18 protein-coding genes are annotated in these 17571 nt (G+C 67.5%); 10 read left to right on the forward strand and 8 right to left on the reverse strand.

Annotated features, from left to right (window positions below):
- Positions 1-27 precede the first annotated feature (27 nt).
- On the forward strand, positions 28-2718 hold the full coding sequence (ppdK, locus tag KTC28_RS01215) for a pyruvate, phosphate dikinase (RefSeq protein ID WP_216710104.1): 2691 nt from the start codon (positions 28-30) through the stop codon (positions 2716-2718).
- A gap of 48 nt (positions 2719-2766) precedes the next feature.
- Here ppdK and ispZ read toward each other — a convergent pair whose 3' ends face one another.
- Positions 2767-3357 (reverse strand): septation protein IspZ, encoded by a 591-nt coding sequence (gene ispZ, locus KTC28_RS01220; protein ID WP_255602165.1) that lies wholly within the window; start codon positions 3355-3357, stop codon positions 2767-2769.
- 19 nt (positions 3358-3376) lie between these two features.
- On the opposite strand from ispZ, the gene ccmA reads away from it, so the two are divergent.
- From ccmA to KTC28_RS01255, 7 genes are all read left to right on the forward strand, one after another.
- Positions 3377-3967 carry a heme ABC exporter ATP-binding protein CcmA gene (gene ccmA / locus KTC28_RS01225; RefSeq protein ID WP_255602166.1) on the forward strand — a complete coding sequence of 197 codons (591 nt, stop codon included), beginning with the start codon at positions 3377-3379 and terminating at the stop codon, positions 3965-3967.
- Positions 3964-4602, forward strand: coding sequence for a heme exporter protein CcmB (gene ccmB, locus KTC28_RS01230; protein ID WP_216710106.1), 639 nt, complete (start codon positions 3964-3966; stop codon positions 4600-4602). Before ccmA ends, ccmB begins: the two co-directional genes overlap by 4 nt.
- Positions 4603-4692: 90 nt before the next feature.
- On the forward strand, positions 4693-5196 hold the full coding sequence (locus KTC28_RS01235; RefSeq protein WP_216710107.1) for a hypothetical protein: 504 nt from the start codon (positions 4693-4695) through the stop codon (positions 5194-5196).
- A 69-nt stretch (positions 5197-5265) separates the two neighbouring features.
- Complete coding sequence (locus KTC28_RS01240; protein WP_216710108.1) at positions 5266-6000, forward strand: heme ABC transporter permease; 735 nt, start codon at positions 5266-5268, stop codon at positions 5998-6000.
- On the forward strand, positions 5997-6125 hold the full coding sequence (ccmD, locus tag KTC28_RS01245; RefSeq protein WP_216710109.1) for a heme exporter protein CcmD: 129 nt from the start codon (positions 5997-5999) through the stop codon (positions 6123-6125). Before KTC28_RS01240 ends, ccmD begins: the two co-directional genes overlap by 4 nt.
- The gene (gene ccmE, locus KTC28_RS01250; protein ID WP_370647509.1) at positions 6122-6562 is read left to right on the forward strand and encodes a cytochrome c maturation protein CcmE; all 441 of its coding nucleotides are present in this window, start codon (positions 6122-6124) and stop codon (positions 6560-6562) included. The genes ccmD and ccmE overlap by 4 nt, the downstream gene beginning before the upstream one ends.
- A gap of 4 nt (positions 6563-6566) precedes the next feature.
- Positions 6567-7091, forward strand: a complete 525-nt coding sequence (locus KTC28_RS01255) for a redoxin family protein (protein WP_216710110.1) — start codon at positions 6567-6569, stop codon at positions 7089-7091.
- A 3-nt stretch (positions 7092-7094) separates the two neighbouring features.
- Here KTC28_RS01255 and KTC28_RS01260 read toward each other — a convergent pair whose 3' ends face one another.
- On the reverse strand, positions 7095-7316 hold the full coding sequence (locus tag KTC28_RS01260) for a DUF3072 domain-containing protein (RefSeq protein ID WP_216710111.1): 222 nt from the start codon (positions 7314-7316) through the stop codon (positions 7095-7097).
- 66 nt (positions 7317-7382) lie between these two features.
- Positions 7383-10124 carry a TonB-dependent receptor gene (locus tag KTC28_RS01265; RefSeq protein ID WP_216710112.1) on the reverse strand — a complete coding sequence of 914 codons (2742 nt, stop codon included), beginning with the start codon at positions 10122-10124 and terminating at the stop codon, positions 7383-7385.
- Positions 10125-10314: 190 nt separating this feature from the next.
- Here KTC28_RS01265 and KTC28_RS01270 point away from each other — a divergent pair, with 190 nt between their 5' ends.
- Together KTC28_RS01270 and KTC28_RS01275 are read left to right on the forward strand one after the other, a co-directional pair.
- Complete coding sequence (locus KTC28_RS01270) at positions 10315-11094, forward strand: glucose 1-dehydrogenase (protein WP_216710113.1); 780 nt, start codon at positions 10315-10317, stop codon at positions 11092-11094.
- Positions 11095-11263: 169 nt separating this feature from the next.
- A complete protein-coding gene (locus KTC28_RS01275) occupies positions 11264-12202 on the forward strand; it encodes a DMT family transporter (protein WP_255602168.1) in 939 nt (312 codons plus the stop codon).
- A 4-nt stretch (positions 12203-12206) separates the two neighbouring features.
- Here KTC28_RS01275 and KTC28_RS01280 read toward each other — a convergent pair whose 3' ends face one another.
- From KTC28_RS01280 to KTC28_RS01300, 5 genes are all read right to left on the reverse strand, one after another.
- On the reverse strand, positions 12207-12752 hold the full coding sequence (locus tag KTC28_RS01280; RefSeq protein WP_216710114.1) for an HD domain-containing protein: 546 nt from the start codon (positions 12750-12752) through the stop codon (positions 12207-12209).
- 25 nt (positions 12753-12777) lie between these two features.
- Positions 12778-14517 (reverse strand): class I adenylate-forming enzyme family protein, encoded by a 1740-nt coding sequence (locus tag KTC28_RS01285; protein ID WP_216710115.1) that lies wholly within the window; start codon positions 14515-14517, stop codon positions 12778-12780.
- Positions 14518-14588: 71 nt separating this feature from the next.
- Complete coding sequence (locus KTC28_RS01290; RefSeq protein WP_216710116.1) at positions 14589-15020, reverse strand: GNAT family N-acetyltransferase; 432 nt, start codon at positions 15018-15020, stop codon at positions 14589-14591.
- A gap of 7 nt (positions 15021-15027) precedes the next feature.
- Entirely contained in the window at positions 15028-16161 is a 1134-nt protein-coding gene (locus KTC28_RS01295) for an acyl-CoA dehydrogenase family protein (RefSeq protein WP_216710117.1), read from the reverse strand.
- Between the two features lie 210 nt (positions 16162-16371).
- On the reverse strand, positions 16372-17535 hold the full coding sequence (locus tag KTC28_RS01300) for an acyl-CoA dehydrogenase family protein (protein ID WP_216710118.1): 1164 nt from the start codon (positions 17533-17535) through the stop codon (positions 16372-16374).
- Positions 17536-17571 lie beyond the last annotated feature (36 nt).

Genomic DNA, 17571 nt, shown 5'->3' on the forward strand with positions numbered 1-17571 from the left:
TTTGAACTTCGTGTTGGATACCCCGTGATGGCCACCGCCCCCGCCCCCGCCGCCACCCAGTTCGTCTTCCGCTTCGGCGGCGGTACCGCCGAGGGCGACGCCGGAATGAAGACCCTGCTCGGCGGCAAGGGTGCGAACCTTGCCGAGATGGCGTCGATCGGCCTGCCGGTGCCCCCGGGCTTCACCATCTCGACCGCGATGTGCGGCGTCTATTACGACAGCGGCGAAGACTTCCCGCCGTCGCTCCACGACGAGGTCGCGGCGGGGCTCAAGCACATCGAGACGATCGTCACCGGCGTCGGCTTCGGCTCGGCCGACAACCCACTGCTCGTCTCGGTCCGCTCGGGGGCGCGGGTGTCGATGCCGGGGATGATGGACACGGTCCTCAACCTCGGCCTCAACGACACGACCGTCGAGGGACTGGCGAAGGTCAGCGGCGACGCGCGGTTTGCTTGGGACAGCTACCGCCGCTTCATCCAGATGTACGCCGACGTCGTCCTCGGCATCGACCATTATCTGTTCGAGGAAGCGCTCGAGATCCTCAAAGAAGACCGCGGCGTCACGCTCGACACCGAACTGACCGCCGACGACCTTAAGGGCCTCGTCGCCGATTATCTCGCCAAGGTCGCCGCCGAGCTCGGCCACGCCTTCCCGCAAGATCCGCACGACCAGTTGTGGGGCGCAATCGGCGCGGTGTTCGGCTCGTGGCGGTCGGAACGCGCGCGCGTCTATCGCCGGATCAACGACATTCCGGAGGCATGGGGCACCGCGGTCACGGTCCAGGCGATGGTGTTCGGCAACATGGGCGCGACGTCGGCGACCGGGGTCGCCTTCACCCGCGACCCGTCAACCGGCACCAAGGCGCATTACGGCGAATTCCTGATCAACGCGCAGGGCGAGGACGTCGTCGCCGGCATCCGCACCCCGCAATACCTGACCCGCGCCGCACGCGAGGCCGCCGGCGCGAAGGCCGCGTCGATGGAAGAGGCGATGCCCGAGGTGTTCGCCGAGCTGGCAGGCGTCTTCGACCTGCTCGAAGGTCATTACCGCGACATGCAGGACATCGAATTCACCGTCCAGCAGGGCAAATTGTGGATGCTCCAGACGCGGTCGGGCAAGCGCACCGCCAAGGCCGCGCTCAAGACCGCAGTCGACATGGCAGACGAGGGGCTGATCACGTCGGAAGAAGCCGTGCTGCGCGTCGACGCCGCCGCGCTCGACCAGTTGCTCCACCCGACGCTCGACCCCAACGCGCACCGCGACGTGCTGACCAAGGGCCTGCCTGCGTCGCCCGGAGCCGCGAGCGGAGTCGCGGTGTTCGATTCGGAGACCGCCGAGCGCCGCGCCGGGCTGGGCGAAGACGTCATCCTTGTCCGCACCGAAACCTCGCCCGAGGACATTCACGGCATGGTCGCGGCGCGCGGGATCCTGACCTCGCGCGGCGGCATGACGAGCCACGCCGCCGTCGTCGCGCGCGGCATGGGGCGCCCGTGCGTCAGCGGCGCGGGCGCGTTGTCGGTCGATCTCAAGACGCGGACCGCGCGCGTCGGCAACCGGACGATCAAGGAGGGCGACATGCTCACCCTCGACGGGTCGACCGGCGAGGTGATGGCGGGCAAGGTCGCGACGGTCGAGCCGGAACTTCACGGCGACTTCGGGCGGTTGATGGAATGGGCCGACGCCCACCGCCGGATGAAGGTGCGGACCAACGCCGAGACTCCGCTCGACTGCCGCGTCGCGCGCGGCTTCGGTGCCGAGGGCATCGGGCTGTGCCGGACCGAGCATATGTTCTTCGACGCGAGCCGGATCACCGCCGTCCGCCAGATGATCCTCGCCGAGGACGAGGCGGGCCGCCGGACGGCATTGGCGGTCCTGCTCCCCGAACAGCGCGCCGATTTCGTCGCGATCTTCGAGATCATGGCGGGCCTGCCGGTGACGATCCGCCTGCTCGACCCGCCGCTCCACGAATTCCTGCCGCACGTCGAAACCGAATTCGCCGATGTCGCGAGCGCGGTTGGCCTGTCGGTCGACGCGCTCAAGCGACGGGTGGCGGAGCTGCACGAATTCAACCCGATGCTCGGACATCGCGGCTGCCGGCTGGGGATCACCTACCCCGAAATCTACGCGATGCAGGCGCGCGCGATCTTCGAGGCGGCGGTCGACGTCGCGGTGCGGACGGGCGAGAGCGTCGTTCCCGAAGTGATGGTGCCGCTCGTCGCGGCCCCACGCGAGCTCGAGATCATCCGCACCGCGATCGACGCCGAGGCGAAGGCGGTGTTCGCCGAAACCGGGCGCACGCTCGACTATCTCGTCGGCACGATGATCGAACTGCCGCGCGCCGCGATCCGCGCGAAGGAGATCGCCGCGTTCGCCGACTTCTTCTCGTTCGGCACCAACGACCTGACCCAGACCGCGCTCGGCATCAGCCGCGACGACGCATCGAAGTTCCTCACCGCGTACGTCGAACAGGGCATCTACGCGCGCGACCCGTTCGTCAGCATCGACGTCGAGGGCGTCGGCGAGCTGATCGGGATGGCGGCGGAGCGTGGACGAGAAGCCAAGCCATTGATTAAGCTTGGGATTTGCGGCGAGCACGGCGGCGACCCGGCGAGCATCGCGTTCTGCGAATCGCTCGGGCTGGATTACGTCAGCTGCTCGCCCTACCGCGTCCCGATCGCGCGGCTCGCGGCAGCACAGGCGGCGTTGAAGGCGCGGTAATCCTCTAGTTTGTCATCCCCGCGAAAGCGGGGATGACAGTAGGCGGCCCTACTCCGTCGGCGGAGTATGCCGCATCAGGATCGGCGTCTGCGCCAGCGCGAAGACGAAGGTCAGCGCGGTCACGCCCCACACCTTGAACGTCACCCAATCGTCGGTCGAGAGGTTGCGCCGAAGCACCTCGTTCAGCACCGCGAGCGCGATGAAGAAGACGATCCAGTTGCGCGTCAGCTTCGCCCAGCCGGCATCGCTCAACCCGGTAAAAGCATCGCCAAGGACGAGCTTGAGCAGCGGCCGCCCGGTCACCGCGCCGAAGATCAGCACGGCGGCGAGCAGGACGTAGATCACCGTCAGCTTGATCTTGATGAACGCCGGATCGTGGAGGAGCAGCGTCGCGGTGCCGAAGACGAAGACCATCACCCCGACCAGCCACAGCATCGGCGGGATGCGCCCATAGCGGAAGTGCGCGATCGCCATCGACAGCAAAGTCGTCGCCATCACCGCGCCGGTCGCGACGTAGATATCGGCGACGCGATTGGCGATGAAGAAGACGAGCAACGGCGCGAAGTCGAGGATCGCCTTGACGGTCGGGCTGGGCGTGCGGCGGGGAACGGGCATGCCGCGCTGTAGCGGTTCGCTCATGGCCGGGCTAGGGGGAGACGTGTCCGTGCCATCCTCGACCGTCCTCATCGCCACCGACCTCGCCTGCGACCGCGGCGGGCGGCGGGTGTTCGACGGCGTATCGTTTACCCTCCGCCCCGGCGAGGCGCTTCAGGTCGAAGGACCCAACGGCGCGGGCAAGTCGAGCCTGTTGCGGCTGCTCGGGGGCCTGCTCGCCCCGGCGGCGGGGACGATCGACAATCCGTATCGGGTCGCGTGGGCGGGGCATGACGTCGCGCTCAAGCCGGGGGTGACGCTTGCCGACGAGCTCGCGCATTGGGCGCGGCTCGACGGTGCCGAACCAGCGGCGGTCGCGGCGGCGGTGGCGGCGTTCGCCCTGACGCCGCTTGTCGACCTCCCTGCCGGTATTCTGTCGAGCGGGCAGCGGCGGCGCGCAGCTTTGGCGCGGGCGCTGGCGTCGGGGGCCGAGCTGTGGCTGCTCGACGAACCCGGAGTCGGCCTCGACACCGCGTCGCTCGGGCTGCTCGCGGCAGCGATCGAGCGGCATCGCGCGGCGGGTGGACTCGTCGTCGCGGTCACCCACGGCGAGATCGGCATCGACCGCCCGCAAGCCCTCCGGCTCGGCGCATGATCTTCCTCACCCTCGTCCGCCGCGATCTCGCGCTGGCGTTGCGGCGGCCGGGCACGCTCGTGCTGCCGGTGCTGTTCTTCGTCCTCGTTGGCGCGCTGTTTCCATTCGCGGTCGGCCCCGACGCGCGGCTGCTCGCTCGGATCGCTCCCGGCGTGGTCTGGGTCGCGGCGCTCCTCGCCAGCCTGCTGCCGGTCGAGACTTTGGTCGAACCCGACCGCGCCGACGGGACGCTCGACCAGATCGTCACGCGCGGCATCGCGCTCGAAGTGTGGGCGGCGGCGCGCCTCATCGCGCACTGGCTGGGCTTTGCCGGGCCGCTGCTGCTCGCGCTGCCGGTCGCAGGCATCCTGCTCGGCGTCCCGTTCGCGGTCATGGGCCAACTCGCGCTCGCCCTCCTCCTCGGCACCCCCGCGCTCGCCGCGCTCGCGCTGCTCGCCGCGAGCCTGACGACGGGGCTGCGCGGCGGCGGCGCGCTCGCCGGGCTGATCGCACTGCCGCTGGCGTTGCCGGTTTTGATCTTCGGCGTCGGGGTCGGCGGCGACGGCGCGCTCAAGCTCCTCACCGCGAGCAGCCTCGTCCTCGTCGCGCTTACGCCGTTCGCGGCGGCGGCGGCGCTGAAATCCGCGCTCGAATAGACAATTTGGTACATTGCGGGTGCAGCTTTCGCGGAGCATTAATGCCATCGTGCGGTCGGATCAGCCGGTGTCGCACGGAGGGGATATTCGATGACGCTCAAGATTTTCGCGCTCGCCGCCGCCTTCGGCCTCGCCGCCGCAGCCGCTCATGCCGCACCGCCCGCGCCGCAGGCCGTGACGCCGGTCAAGGGCATGAACTACGATTGCACCAAGGCCGGTAACAAGACCAAGGCCGCGTGCAAGAACGTGACCCCGGCAGGCGTGACCGCGACGACGCGGCCCGCGGTTCCCGCCGCGACGACGCCGGCGCCCGCGAAGGCGGCGATGAACTACGACTGCACCAAGGCTGGCAACAAGAATAAGGCAGCGTGCAAGAACGTCGTCGTCCCGCCGGTCGTCGCCGCCAAGCCGACCGCACCGCTCGCCGCGACGCCGATGGCGGCCAAGCCAGCAATGGCAGCTGCGCCGCGGGCTGCCGCCGCGAAGCCGGCCAACCCGAACCTCGTCGCCGCGACGCAGAAGAACGGCAAGGTCGTTCACTACGATTGTTCGAAGGCGGGCAACAAGGACAAGACGGCGTGCAAGGCGGCGTGATTCGTGCCTGACGTCATGGCGTCGCGGCCGGGGTGCCAATCGCCGGCCGCGATGTTAAATGGATATCGCATGCATCGCTTCGCCAATCCCGCCCGCTTCCTCCGCATCGCACGCGTCTGCACGCCGGTGCTGACGTTGAGCGGGCTCGTGCTCGCCGCGGTCGGGCTGTGGATCGGTCTGTTCGCGTCGCCGCCCGATTATCAGCAGGGCGACAGCGTTCGCATCATGTACGTTCATGTTCCCGCTGCGTGGCTGGCGAGCGGCGGCTACCTCGGCCTCGCTATCGCCAGCGCCGTCGCGCTCGTCTGGCGGCACCCGCTCGCGGCGATCGCAGCGCGCGCGATCGCTCCGGTCGGCGCCTTGTTTACCGCCATCTGCCTCGTTACCGGCTCGCTGTGGGGCAAGCCGACGTGGGGGACGTACTGGGTGTGGGATGCGCGGCTGACGTCGATGCTCGTGCTGCTGTTCCTGTACATCGGCTATCTCGCGCTCGCCGGTGCCGAGGATGAGCGCCACGGGGGCGATGTCACCCTCGGCCGCGGCGCGGCGATCCTCGCGCTCGTCGGCGTGGTCAACCTGCCGATCATCAAGTTTTCGGTCGAATGGTGGAACACGCTCCACCAGGGGCCATCGATCACGCTGACCAAGTCGACGATCGATCCGGCGATGCTGCTGCCGCTGCTGACCTCGCTCGCGGGTTTCAGTCTGCTGTTCGGCGGCATCGTGCTGATGCGGATGCGCGCCGCGCTTGCCCGCCAAATGGTCGAGGCGCGCGGACGGCGGCTTGCGGAGGCTTACGCGTGAACCACGCTGAATTCGTTTATCCGAGCTATGCGCTGACGATCGCCGGGATGGTCGGCGTCCTCGCGTGGAGCTGGCTGACGATGCGGCGCGCCGAGGCCGCAGCAGCGAAGGCGAAGCGTCGATGAGCAAATTGAAGCCGAAGCATCAGCGGCTCGTCCTGCTGTGTGCTGCTTTGATTACGCTCGGTGGCGCAAGCACGTTGGCGCTGAGTGCGTTGGGCGACAAGGCGACGTATTTCTATGCGCCGAGCGATGTCTTCGCCCACGCCCCCGAACCCGGCACCGCGATCCGCCTCGGCGGGCTCGTCGAGCGCGGGTCGGTGGCGAAGCAATCCGACGGGTTGACGATCGCCTTCCGCGTCACCGACAACGCCCGCGAAGTCCCGGTGCGCTACACCGGCATCGTCCCCGACCTGTTCCGCGAGGGGCAGGGCGTGATTACCGAAGGGCGGTTCGGCCCCGGCGGCGTGTTCATGGCCGACACTGTCCTCGCCAAGCACGACGAGAAATACATGCCCCCCGAGGTCGCGGGGTCGCTTCACAAGGTCGGGCGCGTCGGTTGAGCCGATGACCTTGTGGCGGCGACCGAGCCGCATTGTTGCCCCGGTCGCGCTGGGCTTGGCGGTAGTTCTGCTCGGCTATCGCTGGTCACAGCGTCCGGTCGACCACCCCGCAATCGGCGCGCCCTTCCCCCCGCTCGCGCTCGCCTCGCTGTCGGGCACACCGCCGCTGACCGACGCCGGGCTCCGCGCCGGACACGTCACGCTGGTCAATCTGTTCGCGTCATGGTGTGTGCCGTGCCGCGCCGAGGCACCTCAGCTAGCAGCGCTCCATGATGCGGGTCTCGTTATCGTCGGCATTGCCGTCCGCGATACGCCGGGCGACGCCGCCACGTTCATCGCGGCGACGCACAGCAAGTTCGACCATGTCGAGCTCGACCCGCACTCGGCGGTCCAAGCGGCGCTTGGCACGACCGGCATTCCAGAAACCTGGGTCGTCGACGGGCACGGCTTCGTCCGCGCACGGTTCACCGGCGACCTGCACGCCGACGACCTGCCCGCGGTTCACGCGGCGGTCGCGGCGGCGTCGTAGGCGCTACTTGCCGCGCCCGGTCGTCTCCTGAAGCTCGTCGATGCGCAACGAGGCATCGGCCTTGGTCAGCTCGGGATCGAACTCCTCGTGCGCCTCTTCGCTCAGCGTCTTGAGATACGACGCCTGCGCCCCGGTCATCGGCTCGGCCCCCGTCGTCCAGTCGTGCGGATCCTTCTCCGCGTTCGACGTCGGGTTGGTCTTCGGGTTGGCGGTTTCGTCGGCCATTGTCGGTCTCCTTTGATCGACAAGAAAACCGGCTAGACCCGATGATGTTCCTTTTTCGTTCGTGCGTCAGAATTTCGCACGGACGGTTACCCCGAAGGTCCGCGGCTCGGCGGGAAAGACGATATACAGCTGGTTCGTCGAGGTGCCGTACTTCGCCGTGGCGTTGATCGTGCCGCCGCCCTGAAGCGGGGCGTCGGCGGCAACCTGCTGGTATTGCTGGTTGAGCAGGTTCTGCGACCAGAGCTCAATGCCGTAGCGATGCCCCTTGCCGTACAGCCCGATCCGCGCGTTGACGAGGATGAAGCCGTTCTGCATTTTCTCGGCGTCGAGGTCCGAGCCGGTGTTGAGGTCAGACTGGTAGCGGAAGTCGAGATACGCCAGCGCGGAGAAGTTCTCGTCGATCGCCGGGGTCCACGCCACCGATCCCGTCGTCGTATAGACCGAGGCGTTCGACAACTGGCTGCCGGGCAACTGGAACAGCGTCGGGGCGAGCGGGATGCCGCCGAGCCCGGTCAGGTTCTTCGCGTATTTCGTATCCTGGTAGGTGAAGCCCGCGGTGAAGGTGACGTCCTTCGCCGGATAGATGAACGCCTCGAGCTCGGCACCCTTCGAAACGACGCCCGGTCGCGCCCGGTTCGACGCGCACGTCACCGTGGTCGCGACGGTGTTGGTCCCGCCGGCAACGCTGTCGGCGCAGCCCTGGATGTTGGTCACCTCGAAATTGACGCCGTTGAAGGTGTTGAGCTGGAACTGGTCGAACTCCTCGTAGAACAGCGCGCCGTTGAGCTTGAACTGGCGCAGGTCGAGCTTCGCGCCGAGCTCGTAGTTGGTGACGAGTTCGGGTTCGAAGCGCAGGTTCGACGCCTGAGGCTTGGCGGCGTTGAGTGCCGACGTGTCGAGGTTGAACCCGCCCGCCTTATACCCGCGTGAGTAGGACGCGTAGGTCAGGACCGCTTTCGACGGCTTGTACGACAAGATCGCGGCACCGGTGACGCGGTCCTCGTTCTTCGTCGCACCGGGGTCGGTCGCGGTGGTGAAGCCGGTCCCGCTCGTGCCGTTGATCGCGCACGGCAGCCCGCCCAGCGCGGCGAGCGGCGACGCCCGCAGCGCCGCGCAGAAAATGTTGTTGTGGTTGAAGCTCGTATCGAGCGTCTTCTGTTCGTTGGTGTAGCGCGCGCCGATCGTCAGCAGGAGTTTGTCGGGGACGATGCTGATGACGTTGTGGGTAAAGAAGGCATAGTTGCGGCTCGTCTGGTCGAACACGTCGCGGACGACGCCGGTGCCGCCGAACAGCGGCGATGCCGTGGGAAAGCCGATCGCGTTGGCCACCGAACGGAAGCCGCCGATTGAATTCGCGGGCGACGACAGGCCCGACAGCAACGCGATCTGCCCCTTGACCGACGCCGGCACCGCCGCGCTGCCGAGCAACGCCGCCGCGGTCGTCCGGTTGAAGCAGCTCGAGTCGGCGACGTTGACCAATGCCGCGCCGACGCCGAGCGCGCGGGCGAAATTGTCGGCGAGGACGCAATTCGAATAGCGTTCGGCATCGGCCCCGAACTTCAGGTCGTCACGCACCGTCAGGTTCTCATGGGCGTAATAGGCGCCGACGAGGAAATCGAGGTGGTTGGCGAATGCGGTCCCCTGAAGGCGGAGTTCCTGGGTGAATGTCTTGAACTTGCGGTCGAGATCGTTGCGGCGAAGGATGTCGAGGTTTTCGAAATCGGCGTCGGAGCCGTTGTTCGCCTCATAGACCCGGTACGCGCTGATCGAGGTCAGCTTGACCGCGCCGAGATCCCAGTTGACCTCGCCCGACAGGCCGAAATCCTTGCTCCGCTGGTGATAATTGACCCCCGGGGTGATCGAGTCGAAGCGGCTGAACGGGGTGCTGCCGGTCGACTGGTTGATGACGCCGCCGAGCGCGTTGATGATCGGGATCAGGCTGTTCGGCGACGACACGAGATTGCCCTGTGCGTCGCGCGACAGGTTACGTGCTGGGCTGAGGAACGCCGCCGCGCAGCATTCCTCGGCCTTGTGGCTGTAATCGCCGATCAGCCGGATATTGAGGTCGTCGGTCGGCTTGATCAGCAACTGCCCGCGAATCAGGTAGCGGTCGCGGTCACCGGTCTTGCGCCCCGAGATCGAGTCGGTGAGCAGAAGCCCGTCGCGCTTGACGTAGACGCCGTCGATCCGCGCCGCGATCTTGTCGCCGACGACCGGCCCGGTGACGCTGCCCGCGAGGCGGTAATAATTGAAGTTGCCGTAGCTTGCTTCGGCATTGCCTCCGAGGTCGAACGACGGCCCCTTGGTGATGATGTTGATCAGCCCCGCCGAGGCGTTGCGCCCGAATAGCGTCCCCTGCGGTCCGCGCAGGACCTCGATGCGGTCGACCTCGCCGAGTTCGGTCAAGCCGACGCCGGTCCGGCTGCGATAGACGCCGTCGATAAACACCGCGACCGACGATTCGAGCCCCGGATTTTCGCCGACCGTGCCGATGCCGCGGATCCGCGCGACCCCCGAGGCTTCGTTGGTCGCCGACGAGACGAGCAGCGACGGCGCGAGCTGGTTCAATTGGCGGATATCGCTGCCGCCCGAATTCTGCAGCTGTTCGGCCGAGACCGCGCTGACCGCGATCGGCACGTCGGACAGAACCTGGCTGCGGCGCGTTGCAGTGATGATGATGTCGTTGGCGTCGAACGCGGTCGCAGCAGCAGTGGCCGGCGCTACCGGTGGTGCCGTCTGGCCGACCGCCGCGCCGCCGCCTCCGCTCGCCGCGATCAACGCGCACGACGCCAGCCAGATGTTCTTCATGATTTCCACCCCCGCGGATGAGGCATTGTGCCCCGTTATTCAGCCAAGGCTACGACAATCGCGGCGAGGCGCAAGGCTTATTGTGCAGATTGCTGCGCGGCGTTGCTGCACGGTATCGGCGCAGCATGCGCTGTTCGGTTTGCTCTCGTGAGCGTCCGCGCTAAGGGTCGCCACAATCAGGGAGATGCACATGGCAAACGGTCGGCTGGCGGGAAAGGTGGCACTCGTCACCGGGGCGGCGTCGGGGCTCGGCGCGGCGATGGCGGCAAAGTTCGTCGCCGAGGGCGCGCGAGTCGTGCTGACCGATCTCAACGGCGCTGGGGCCGAGCGCCATGCCACGACGCTCGGCGATGCGGCGGCAGCGATCGCGCACGACGTCACCTCGCCCGACGAATGGACCGCCGCGCTGGCGTTCGCCGAGAAGACCTTCGGCGGCCTGCACATCCTCGTCAACAACGCCGGCATCGGCACCGGCGGGACGGTCGAAAGCACGAGCTTCGACGACTGGCGGCACCTTCACGCCGTCGACCTCGACAGCGTCTTCTACGGCTGCAAGCTTGCGCTGCCGCTGATGGCGGCGTCGTGCGCCCGCGACGGCAGGCACGGCTCGATCCTTAACATCTCGTCGATCGCCGGGGTCATCGCCAGCGCCAACATGGCAGCGTACAACTCGGCGAAGGCAGCGGTCCGGCATCTGTCGAAGTCGGTCGCGCTCCACTGTGCCAGGCAGCGCTACAATATCACCTGCAACTCGATCCACCCGGTGTTCATCGACACGCCGATCCTCGACAATCTCGTCGGCGGCATCGAGCGCGCCGAAGGACTGGCGAAGCTCGGACGGCAGATACCCCTCGGCCGCGTCGGCGAGCCCGACGATGTCGCGTGGGGCGCGGTGTATCTGGTGTCGGACGAAGCGAAGTTCGTGACCGGGACCGAGCTGTACATCGACGGCGGTATCTCGGCGATGTGAGACTACATGATCCTCCCCGCCTTTCGGGGAGCTGGCGCGCGGGTGCGCGACGGAGGGGCGGCGGCGCGAGCACGCAGTCTGAGCTTGCCCCACCGCCCCTCCACCACGCGCTGAAGACGCGCGCGGTCCCCCTCCCCGAAGCCGGGGAGGATCGAGCAAGGAGCGCCCCTTGCCCCCGCCGTCCCCGCCCGATACCCCCGCGCGCATGACCCCCGCCCGCCTTGCCTTCCCCGCGATGCTCACCGGCAGCGCCGCGCTCGCCTTCGGGCCGTGGCTCGTCCGGCTCGCCGATGTCGCGCCGGTGTCGTCGGCATTCTGGCGGCTTGCGCTCGCGATTGGGCCACTCATCGTGCTGGCGCGTGTCGCCACGGGAGTGCGCCGTGCGGACAGCGGTGCGGCTGTTGTGCGGCCGTCACTTTCGGCGGTCGGCGTGATCGCGCTGGCGGGAGCCTTCTTCGCCGCCGACCTCGCGCTGTGGCACCTCGGGATCAAGCGGACGACGCTGGCCAACGCGACGCTGATGGGCAATTCGGCGAGCTTCATCCTCCCGGCCTACGGCTTCATCGTCACCCGCACCCTGCCGGGACGCTCCGCAATTGCTGCGTTGTTGTGCGCAGCCGCCGGGATCGGTCTGCTCCTCGGGCGCAGCGCCGACGTGTCGGGCACGCATCTCGTCGGCGACCTGATCTGCATGGCGGCCGGAGCATTTTACGCCGCCTATTTCATCGTCGTCGACCGCGTCCGCTCGCAGGTCGCGCCGCTGACGCTGCTGGCGATGGCGACAGCGTTCGGGGCAATTGCGCTGCTCCCGGCAGCGCTGGCGATGACCGCGCCGGGGGCCGGGTTCTGGCCGCACGACTGGACCCCGTTGATTTTGCTCGCGATCGGCAGCCAGGTGATCGGCCAGGGGCTGATCATCTTCGCGATGGGCTATTTGCCGCCGCTCGTCATCGGGCTGACCTTGCTCGTCCAGCCGGCGATCTCGGCGACGATCGGCGCGCTCCGCTTCGGCGAAGGGGTCAGCGGCGTCGAGGCGCTCGGGATGGCGCTGGTCGCGACCGCGCTGGTGTTGGTCCGCCTGCCGTCGCGACGAGTCGCGACGGTTTAGACCGTCAGAATATCCGCTTCGGCGCGCTGAAGACGCGAGTCACCTCGGGTTCGAAGCTGGCGAGGCTGTCTGCCGGGAAGTCGGGGTCGAACGCCGGGGCATCCCATTCGTCGACGAGCTTCTCGGCAAAGGCGAACCACGGCTCGCTGCGGAAATCTTCGCGCATCGTCGGGGATTGCCCCATATATTCATAGTAATAGCGGCCCTGGAACGCCTGGTGGTGCTTGACCGCGTGGTAGATGTCGTCGCGGACGTAGGGCTTGAGGATCTCGGCGGCGATCGCGCCGTGGTTGGGGATGCTCATCAATTTGCCGAGGTCGTGGCACAGCGCCGCGACGATCTCCTCGTCCGGTGCCCCCGCCCGCCGCGCAAGCGTCGCCGCCATCAGGCTGTGGCCGAGCTGCGACGCGGCGAAACCGACTTCGATCGCGTCGAGCCGGGCGAGCGACTCCATGATCTGGAGCGGGGCGGCCGATTTCTGATGGGTGCCGTGCTCGCGGGCGATATGCCCCCAGTCCTCGGCGGTTCCCTCGACCATGTTCGTGAACATCGAAAATGCTCCTAGCCAGGACGCCTTATACCGCAGGTGCCGAGTAGATGTGACTGGTTTCTGCAAAGAGCTGCCGGTAGCGTTGCCGCAGCGCGACCTTGTCGATCTTGGCGCTGCCGAGCTTGGGCAGCAGTTCGTCGCTGAACCAGATGTGCGCGGGGACCTTGAACGAAGCGAGGTCGCGCGCGACGAACTGGGTCAACGCCTCCGCCTCGAGTGCCGCGCCGGGCTTCGGATAGACCACCGCGCCGACGAGCTCGCCGAGCCGGTCGTCGGGTAGGCCGAAGACGCTCGCCTCGGCCACCGCCGGATGGGCGTAGAGCGCGGCCTCGACCTCCTGGCAGCTGATGTTCTCGCCACCGCGGATGATGATGTCCTTCTTGCGGTCGACGATGAACAGATAGGCGTCGGCGTCGAGATAGCCGAGGTCGCCGGTGCGGAACCAGCCGCCCGGCATGAACGCCGCCGCGGTCGCCTCTGGATTGCGCCAATAGCCGCGGACGTTGGCGACCGACTTTATGCAGATTTCGCCGACTGTCCCGCTGGGCTGCGCGACCATCGCATCGTCGAAGATGCCGATCTCGACCAGCGGAGCCGCTGCGCGTCCGGTCGATGCCGGCTTGGCGAGGTAATTGTCACGGTAGATGCCCGCGCCGACGCCGTTGGTCTCAGTCAGGCCATAGCCCTGGACCGGGTGCTTGCCGGGGAAGGTGTGCTCGAGCCGATCGACGTGCTCGGGCGGGCGGGGGGCGCCGCCGCTGGCGATGTCGACGAGGCTCGACAGGTCGTATTTATTGCGGTCGGGATGGTTCATCAGCTCGAGGCTCATCGTCGGCACGCCGACGAAATACGTCGCCTTCTCCTCGGCGATCATCCGCAGCGCCTCGCCCGCGTCCCATTTGTGCATGATGATCATCTTGCGCCCGATTGCGATCGACACGAGCAACACCGGCACCGACCCCGTGATGTGAAACAGCGGGACGTTAAGCAGCATCACCTGCTGTTCAGGAGCCGGCGCGCCCGACGCGGCGGTCAGGCTGAGCAGGGCCAGTCCGGTGACGAGATAGTTGAGCGACCCCGACACGATCGCGCGCTGGGTCGATACCGCGCCCTTCGGCATGCCGGTCGAGCCGCTCGTGTACATGATCGTCGCGTCGTCCTCGGGCACGATCGGCGGCAAATACCACGGCGCGGCGCCGGCCGTGACGAGCGCATCGTCGAGGCGTGACAGGCCGAGCCCCGCCGCGACTTCGGCCGAAGTGCGGACCGTCAGCACCGGCACCGTGAAGCTGGGCATCGCCGCCAGCCGCCGCGCGCGTTCTTCGTCGGCGATGACGAGTCTTGTGCCGCTATGCGCGACACCGAACGCGAGTTCCTCGCCCTTCCACCACGCGTTCATCGGCACCGCGACCGCGCCGAGGATGTGGATGCCGCAGAAACTCGTGATCCATTCGGGATAGTTGCGCATCGCCACCGCGACGCGGTCGCCCTTGGCAATACCGCGCGCCTGAAGGACGGCGGCGACCTTCTGCGCCTGTGCGTAAATCTCGGCGAAGGTGTAGCGCTCGTCGCGGTAGACGAGGAACTCCTTGGCTGCATTGGCGGTGAAGAAGAAGGCGAGATAGTCGCGCATGTTCGTCGGGGCGTTGTCGAACACCGGATAATCGGCGCCGCGTACCGTCGCGTGGCCGACTGCAAGCTGGCCGCCGGGGGCGGTGATCTGCGCGACGACGGCGTCGATCTGCTGGTCAAGGACGGATGTCATCGGCGAACTCCCAAGGGGGCGTGGCTCGATTCCACGTCTCTCATGCCCCTGATGTAACGCCCGCGAACGCTTTACAATCGCTTCGCGTAATTGATCGTTCGACCCACCTCGATGAAGCCGGTCGCCTCATGCCAAGCCGCGCCGGGCGAATTGTCCAAATCGCTGTCCGAGCCAAGGTAGCCGACGCCGCAGGCGCGCAGCCAATCTTCGACCGCAACGAGCAGCAGCTTGCTGATTCCTGCGCGGCGGTCGTAGCCGGTGACGAAGATTCCTTGCAGGAAGCCGCTGAGACCGTCGGGTGCGCCGTCGACATAATGTTGCAGCGTCGCTTCGGCCAGGCCGAGCGCAACACCGTCGCGTTCGGCGAGAAACACGGAGAAATCATCTCTCGCGAGAAGTGCTGCGACGCCGTCCTCGTTGCTGTTGTCGTCGGGCCATAGTCGACACTGGAGATCGTAGACGACTAGGGTGTCCGCAACCGTCGCCCGTCGGACGGTAATCACGGCGCGCTCAGTACCCCATCAGCGTCGCGAGGCGATCACCGTGGAAGGCGATATCGCCAAAAGTCTCCTGCGCCGCGCGCGCGCGCTTCATGAAGAAGCCGATGTCGAAGTCGTCGGTCATGCCGATGCCGCCGTGCATCTGAACCGCCTCGTTCGTCGCAAGCTTGGCGACCTCGCCGGTCTTGGCCTTGGCGAGGCTGGCGAACAGCGGCACGCGCTCCTCGTCGGCGTCGAGCGCGGTCAGCGCGCGCAGCGTCGCCGAACGGGCGAGCTCGACCTCGCAGAACAGATGCGCGGCGCGATGCTGGAGCGCCTGGAAGCTGCCGATCTTCGCGCCGAACTGCTCGCGCTGCTTGAGATAGTCGACGGTGCGGGTGAAGCTCTCGCCGGCGACGCCGAGCATCTCGGCGGCGAGGCACGCGCGCCCGGCATCGAGAACGCGGTCGAGGATCGCCCAGCCGCCGCCGACGCTGCCGAGGACATCGGCGCCGTCGACCTGGACGTTGGTCAGCGTGATCGTGGCGGCGTTGCGGCTGTCGACCATCGACCGCCGCTCGACCGCAACCCCGCCGGCCTTCGCATCGACGAGGAACAGCGTGATGCCGTCATTCCCGTCGTCGCCGGTCCGCGCCGCGACGATCAGCGTGTCGGCGACGTTGCCGTCGAGGACGAAGGTCTTGGTGCCATTGAGCTTGAAGCCGTTGCCCGACGCCTCGGCGCGGGTGGCGATGTGGTCGGGCGTGTGACGGACCGCTTCATCGGCGGCGAGCGCGAAGAGGCGTTCGCCGCTGGCGATTTGCGGCAGATACTGCGCCTGCTGCTCGGGCGAACCGCCGCGAAGCAACGCAGTCGCGCCGAGGATCGCGGTCGACAGCAACGGCGACAGGCTCAGGTTGCGGCCGACCGCCTCCTGGAGCAGCCCGGCGGCGACATAGCCGAAGCCCGACCCGCCGTGCGCCTCGGGCACCAGCACCCCGGCGAACCCCATCTCCGCCATCTTGTGCCACAACCCGCGGTCGAACCCGGTCGCATCAGCGGCATCGCGCAGCCGCCGGAGTTCCCCGACCGGAGCCTCGCTCGCGAAAAAGCCATCCGCCGACTCGCGGATCATCGTCTGGTCGTCGGTCAGTACCAAAGCCATATTTTTCCTGTTCAGCGCACAAGCAGCGACTTGAGCACACGTCGCATATCAGCGTGTTCCGCGCTGCCGCTTTCGACCGTCCAATTCTCGTTATGAACGTGCCAAAGCAACCGTGCAGCGCGCAATTTGCTGCGAAACGCACGGTCGCTGATGCCCGCAGCGCGAGCCATTTCTACCGCAGTAACTTCGATCGCCCGATGCCCATTCATCTCACGCCCCCGGTAGCTGCAGCACCCGCTTGGCGATGATGTTGAGCTGGACCTCGCTGGTGCCGCCCTCGATCGAATTTGCCCGGCTGCGCAGCCAGTGGCGCGACAGGTCGCCCTCGCCCTTGCCCGGGCCTTCCCAGACGAGGCCGTCCGACCCCGCGACCGACATCAGCAGTTCCTGCCGCTGCTTGTTCAGCTCGGTCCCGTAATACTTGAGCATCGACGACAGTGCGCCGACGCCCTGCCCCGCCTTCGCCTCGTCCTTGACCCGCTCCATCGTCAGGCCGAACGCGAGCGCATTGATCTCGTGGCGGACGATGTCGGTCCGCAGCGGCGCGACCCCGTCCTCGCCGAGCGCCTTGACCGCGATCTGGCTGAGCGAGCGGCGGCCGTCGTCGAGGTCGCCGATCATCTCGCGCTCGTGGGTCAGCAGATACTTGGCGATGTCCCACCCCTTGCCGGCGGTGCCCATCAGATTGCCCTTGGGCACGCGGACATCGTCGAAGAAGGTCTGGCAGAACGGCGAATAGCCCGAGATCAGCTTGATCGGCGAAGTCGTGACCCCCGGCGACGCCATGTCGAACAGCAGGAAGCTGATGCCGAGATGCTTCGGCGCGGCGGGGTCGGTGCGGACGAGGCAGAAGATCCAGTCGGCCTTGTCGGCGTAGCTCGTCCACACCTTCTGGCCGTTGACGATATAGTCGTCGCCGTCGAGGATCGCCGAGGTCCGCAGCGCGGCAAGGTCGGACCCTGCGCCCGGCTCCGAATAGCCCTGGCACCAGCGGATCTCGCCGCGCGCGATCTTCGGCAGATGCTCGAGCTTCTGTTCCTCCGAACCGTATTTGAGCAGCGCCGGCCCGAGCATCCAGATGCCGAACGACGACAGCGGCGACCGCGCGCGGATCGCCCGCATCTCGCTCGCCAGCACCTTCGCCTCGTCCTTGCTCAGGCCGCCGCCGCCGTACGCGACCGGCCATTCGGGGACGGTCCAGCCCTTCGCGCCCATCCGGTCGAGCCAGAGCCGCTGCGGCCCGGTCAGCGTCGCATGGCGCCCACCCCAGCAGACGTCGGCGTCGCTCGCGATCGGCAACCGCATCTCTGGCGGGCAGTTCGCGGCGAGCCAGTCGCGGGTTTCTTGGCGGAACGTCTCGAGCGTGTCGGTCACGGCAGGCCTCACCCAATTGTCTTATCGCTTTCCCCG

This window comes from Polymorphobacter megasporae (assembly GCF_018982885.2).
In the GTDB taxonomy this organism is placed as follows: domain Bacteria; phylum Pseudomonadota; class Alphaproteobacteria; order Sphingomonadales; family Sphingomonadaceae; genus Polymorphobacter_B; species Polymorphobacter_B megasporae.

Bases quoted from the DNA above. Each gene is read 5' to 3' on its own strand.
- ispZ (WP_255602165.1), bottom strand. From the start codon at position 3,357: ATGAGCGAACCGCTACAGCGCGGCATGCCCGTTCCCCGCCGCACGCCC.
- ccmE (WP_370647509.1), top strand. From the start codon at position 6,122: ATGAGCAAATTGAAGCCGAAGCATCAGCGGCTCGTCCTGCTGTGTGCT.
- KTC28_RS01260 (WP_216710111.1), bottom strand. From the start codon at position 7,316: ATGGCCGACGAAACCGCCAACCCGAAGACCAACCCGACGTCGAACGCG.
- KTC28_RS01255 (WP_216710110.1), top strand. From the start codon at position 6,567: ATGACCTTGTGGCGGCGACCGAGCCGCATTGTTGCCCCGGTCGCGCTG.
- KTC28_RS01240 (WP_216710108.1), top strand. From the start codon at position 5,266: ATGCATCGCTTCGCCAATCCCGCCCGCTTCCTCCGCATCGCACGCGTC.
- KTC28_RS01285 (WP_216710115.1), bottom strand. From the start codon at position 14,517: ATGACATCCGTCCTTGACCAGCAGATCGACGCCGTCGTCGCGCAGATC.
- KTC28_RS01235 (WP_216710107.1), top strand. From the start codon at position 4,693: ATGACGCTCAAGATTTTCGCGCTCGCCGCCGCCTTCGGCCTCGCCGCC.
- KTC28_RS01265 (WP_216710112.1), bottom strand. From the start codon at position 10,124: ATGAAGAACATCTGGCTGGCGTCGTGCGCGTTGATCGCGGCGAGCGGA.
- KTC28_RS01270 (WP_216710113.1), top strand. From the start codon at position 10,315: ATGGCAAACGGTCGGCTGGCGGGAAAGGTGGCACTCGTCACCGGGGCG.
- ppdK (WP_216710104.1), top strand. From the start codon at position 28: ATGGCCACCGCCCCCGCCCCCGCCGCCACCCAGTTCGTCTTCCGCTTC.
- ccmB (WP_216710106.1), top strand. From the start codon at position 3,964: ATGATCTTCCTCACCCTCGTCCGCCGCGATCTCGCGCTGGCGTTGCGG.
- KTC28_RS01295 (WP_216710117.1), bottom strand. From the start codon at position 16,161: ATGGCTTTGGTACTGACCGACGACCAGACGATGATCCGCGAGTCGGCG.
- KTC28_RS01280 (WP_216710114.1), bottom strand. From the start codon at position 12,752: ATGTTCACGAACATGGTCGAGGGAACCGCCGAGGACTGGGGGCATATC.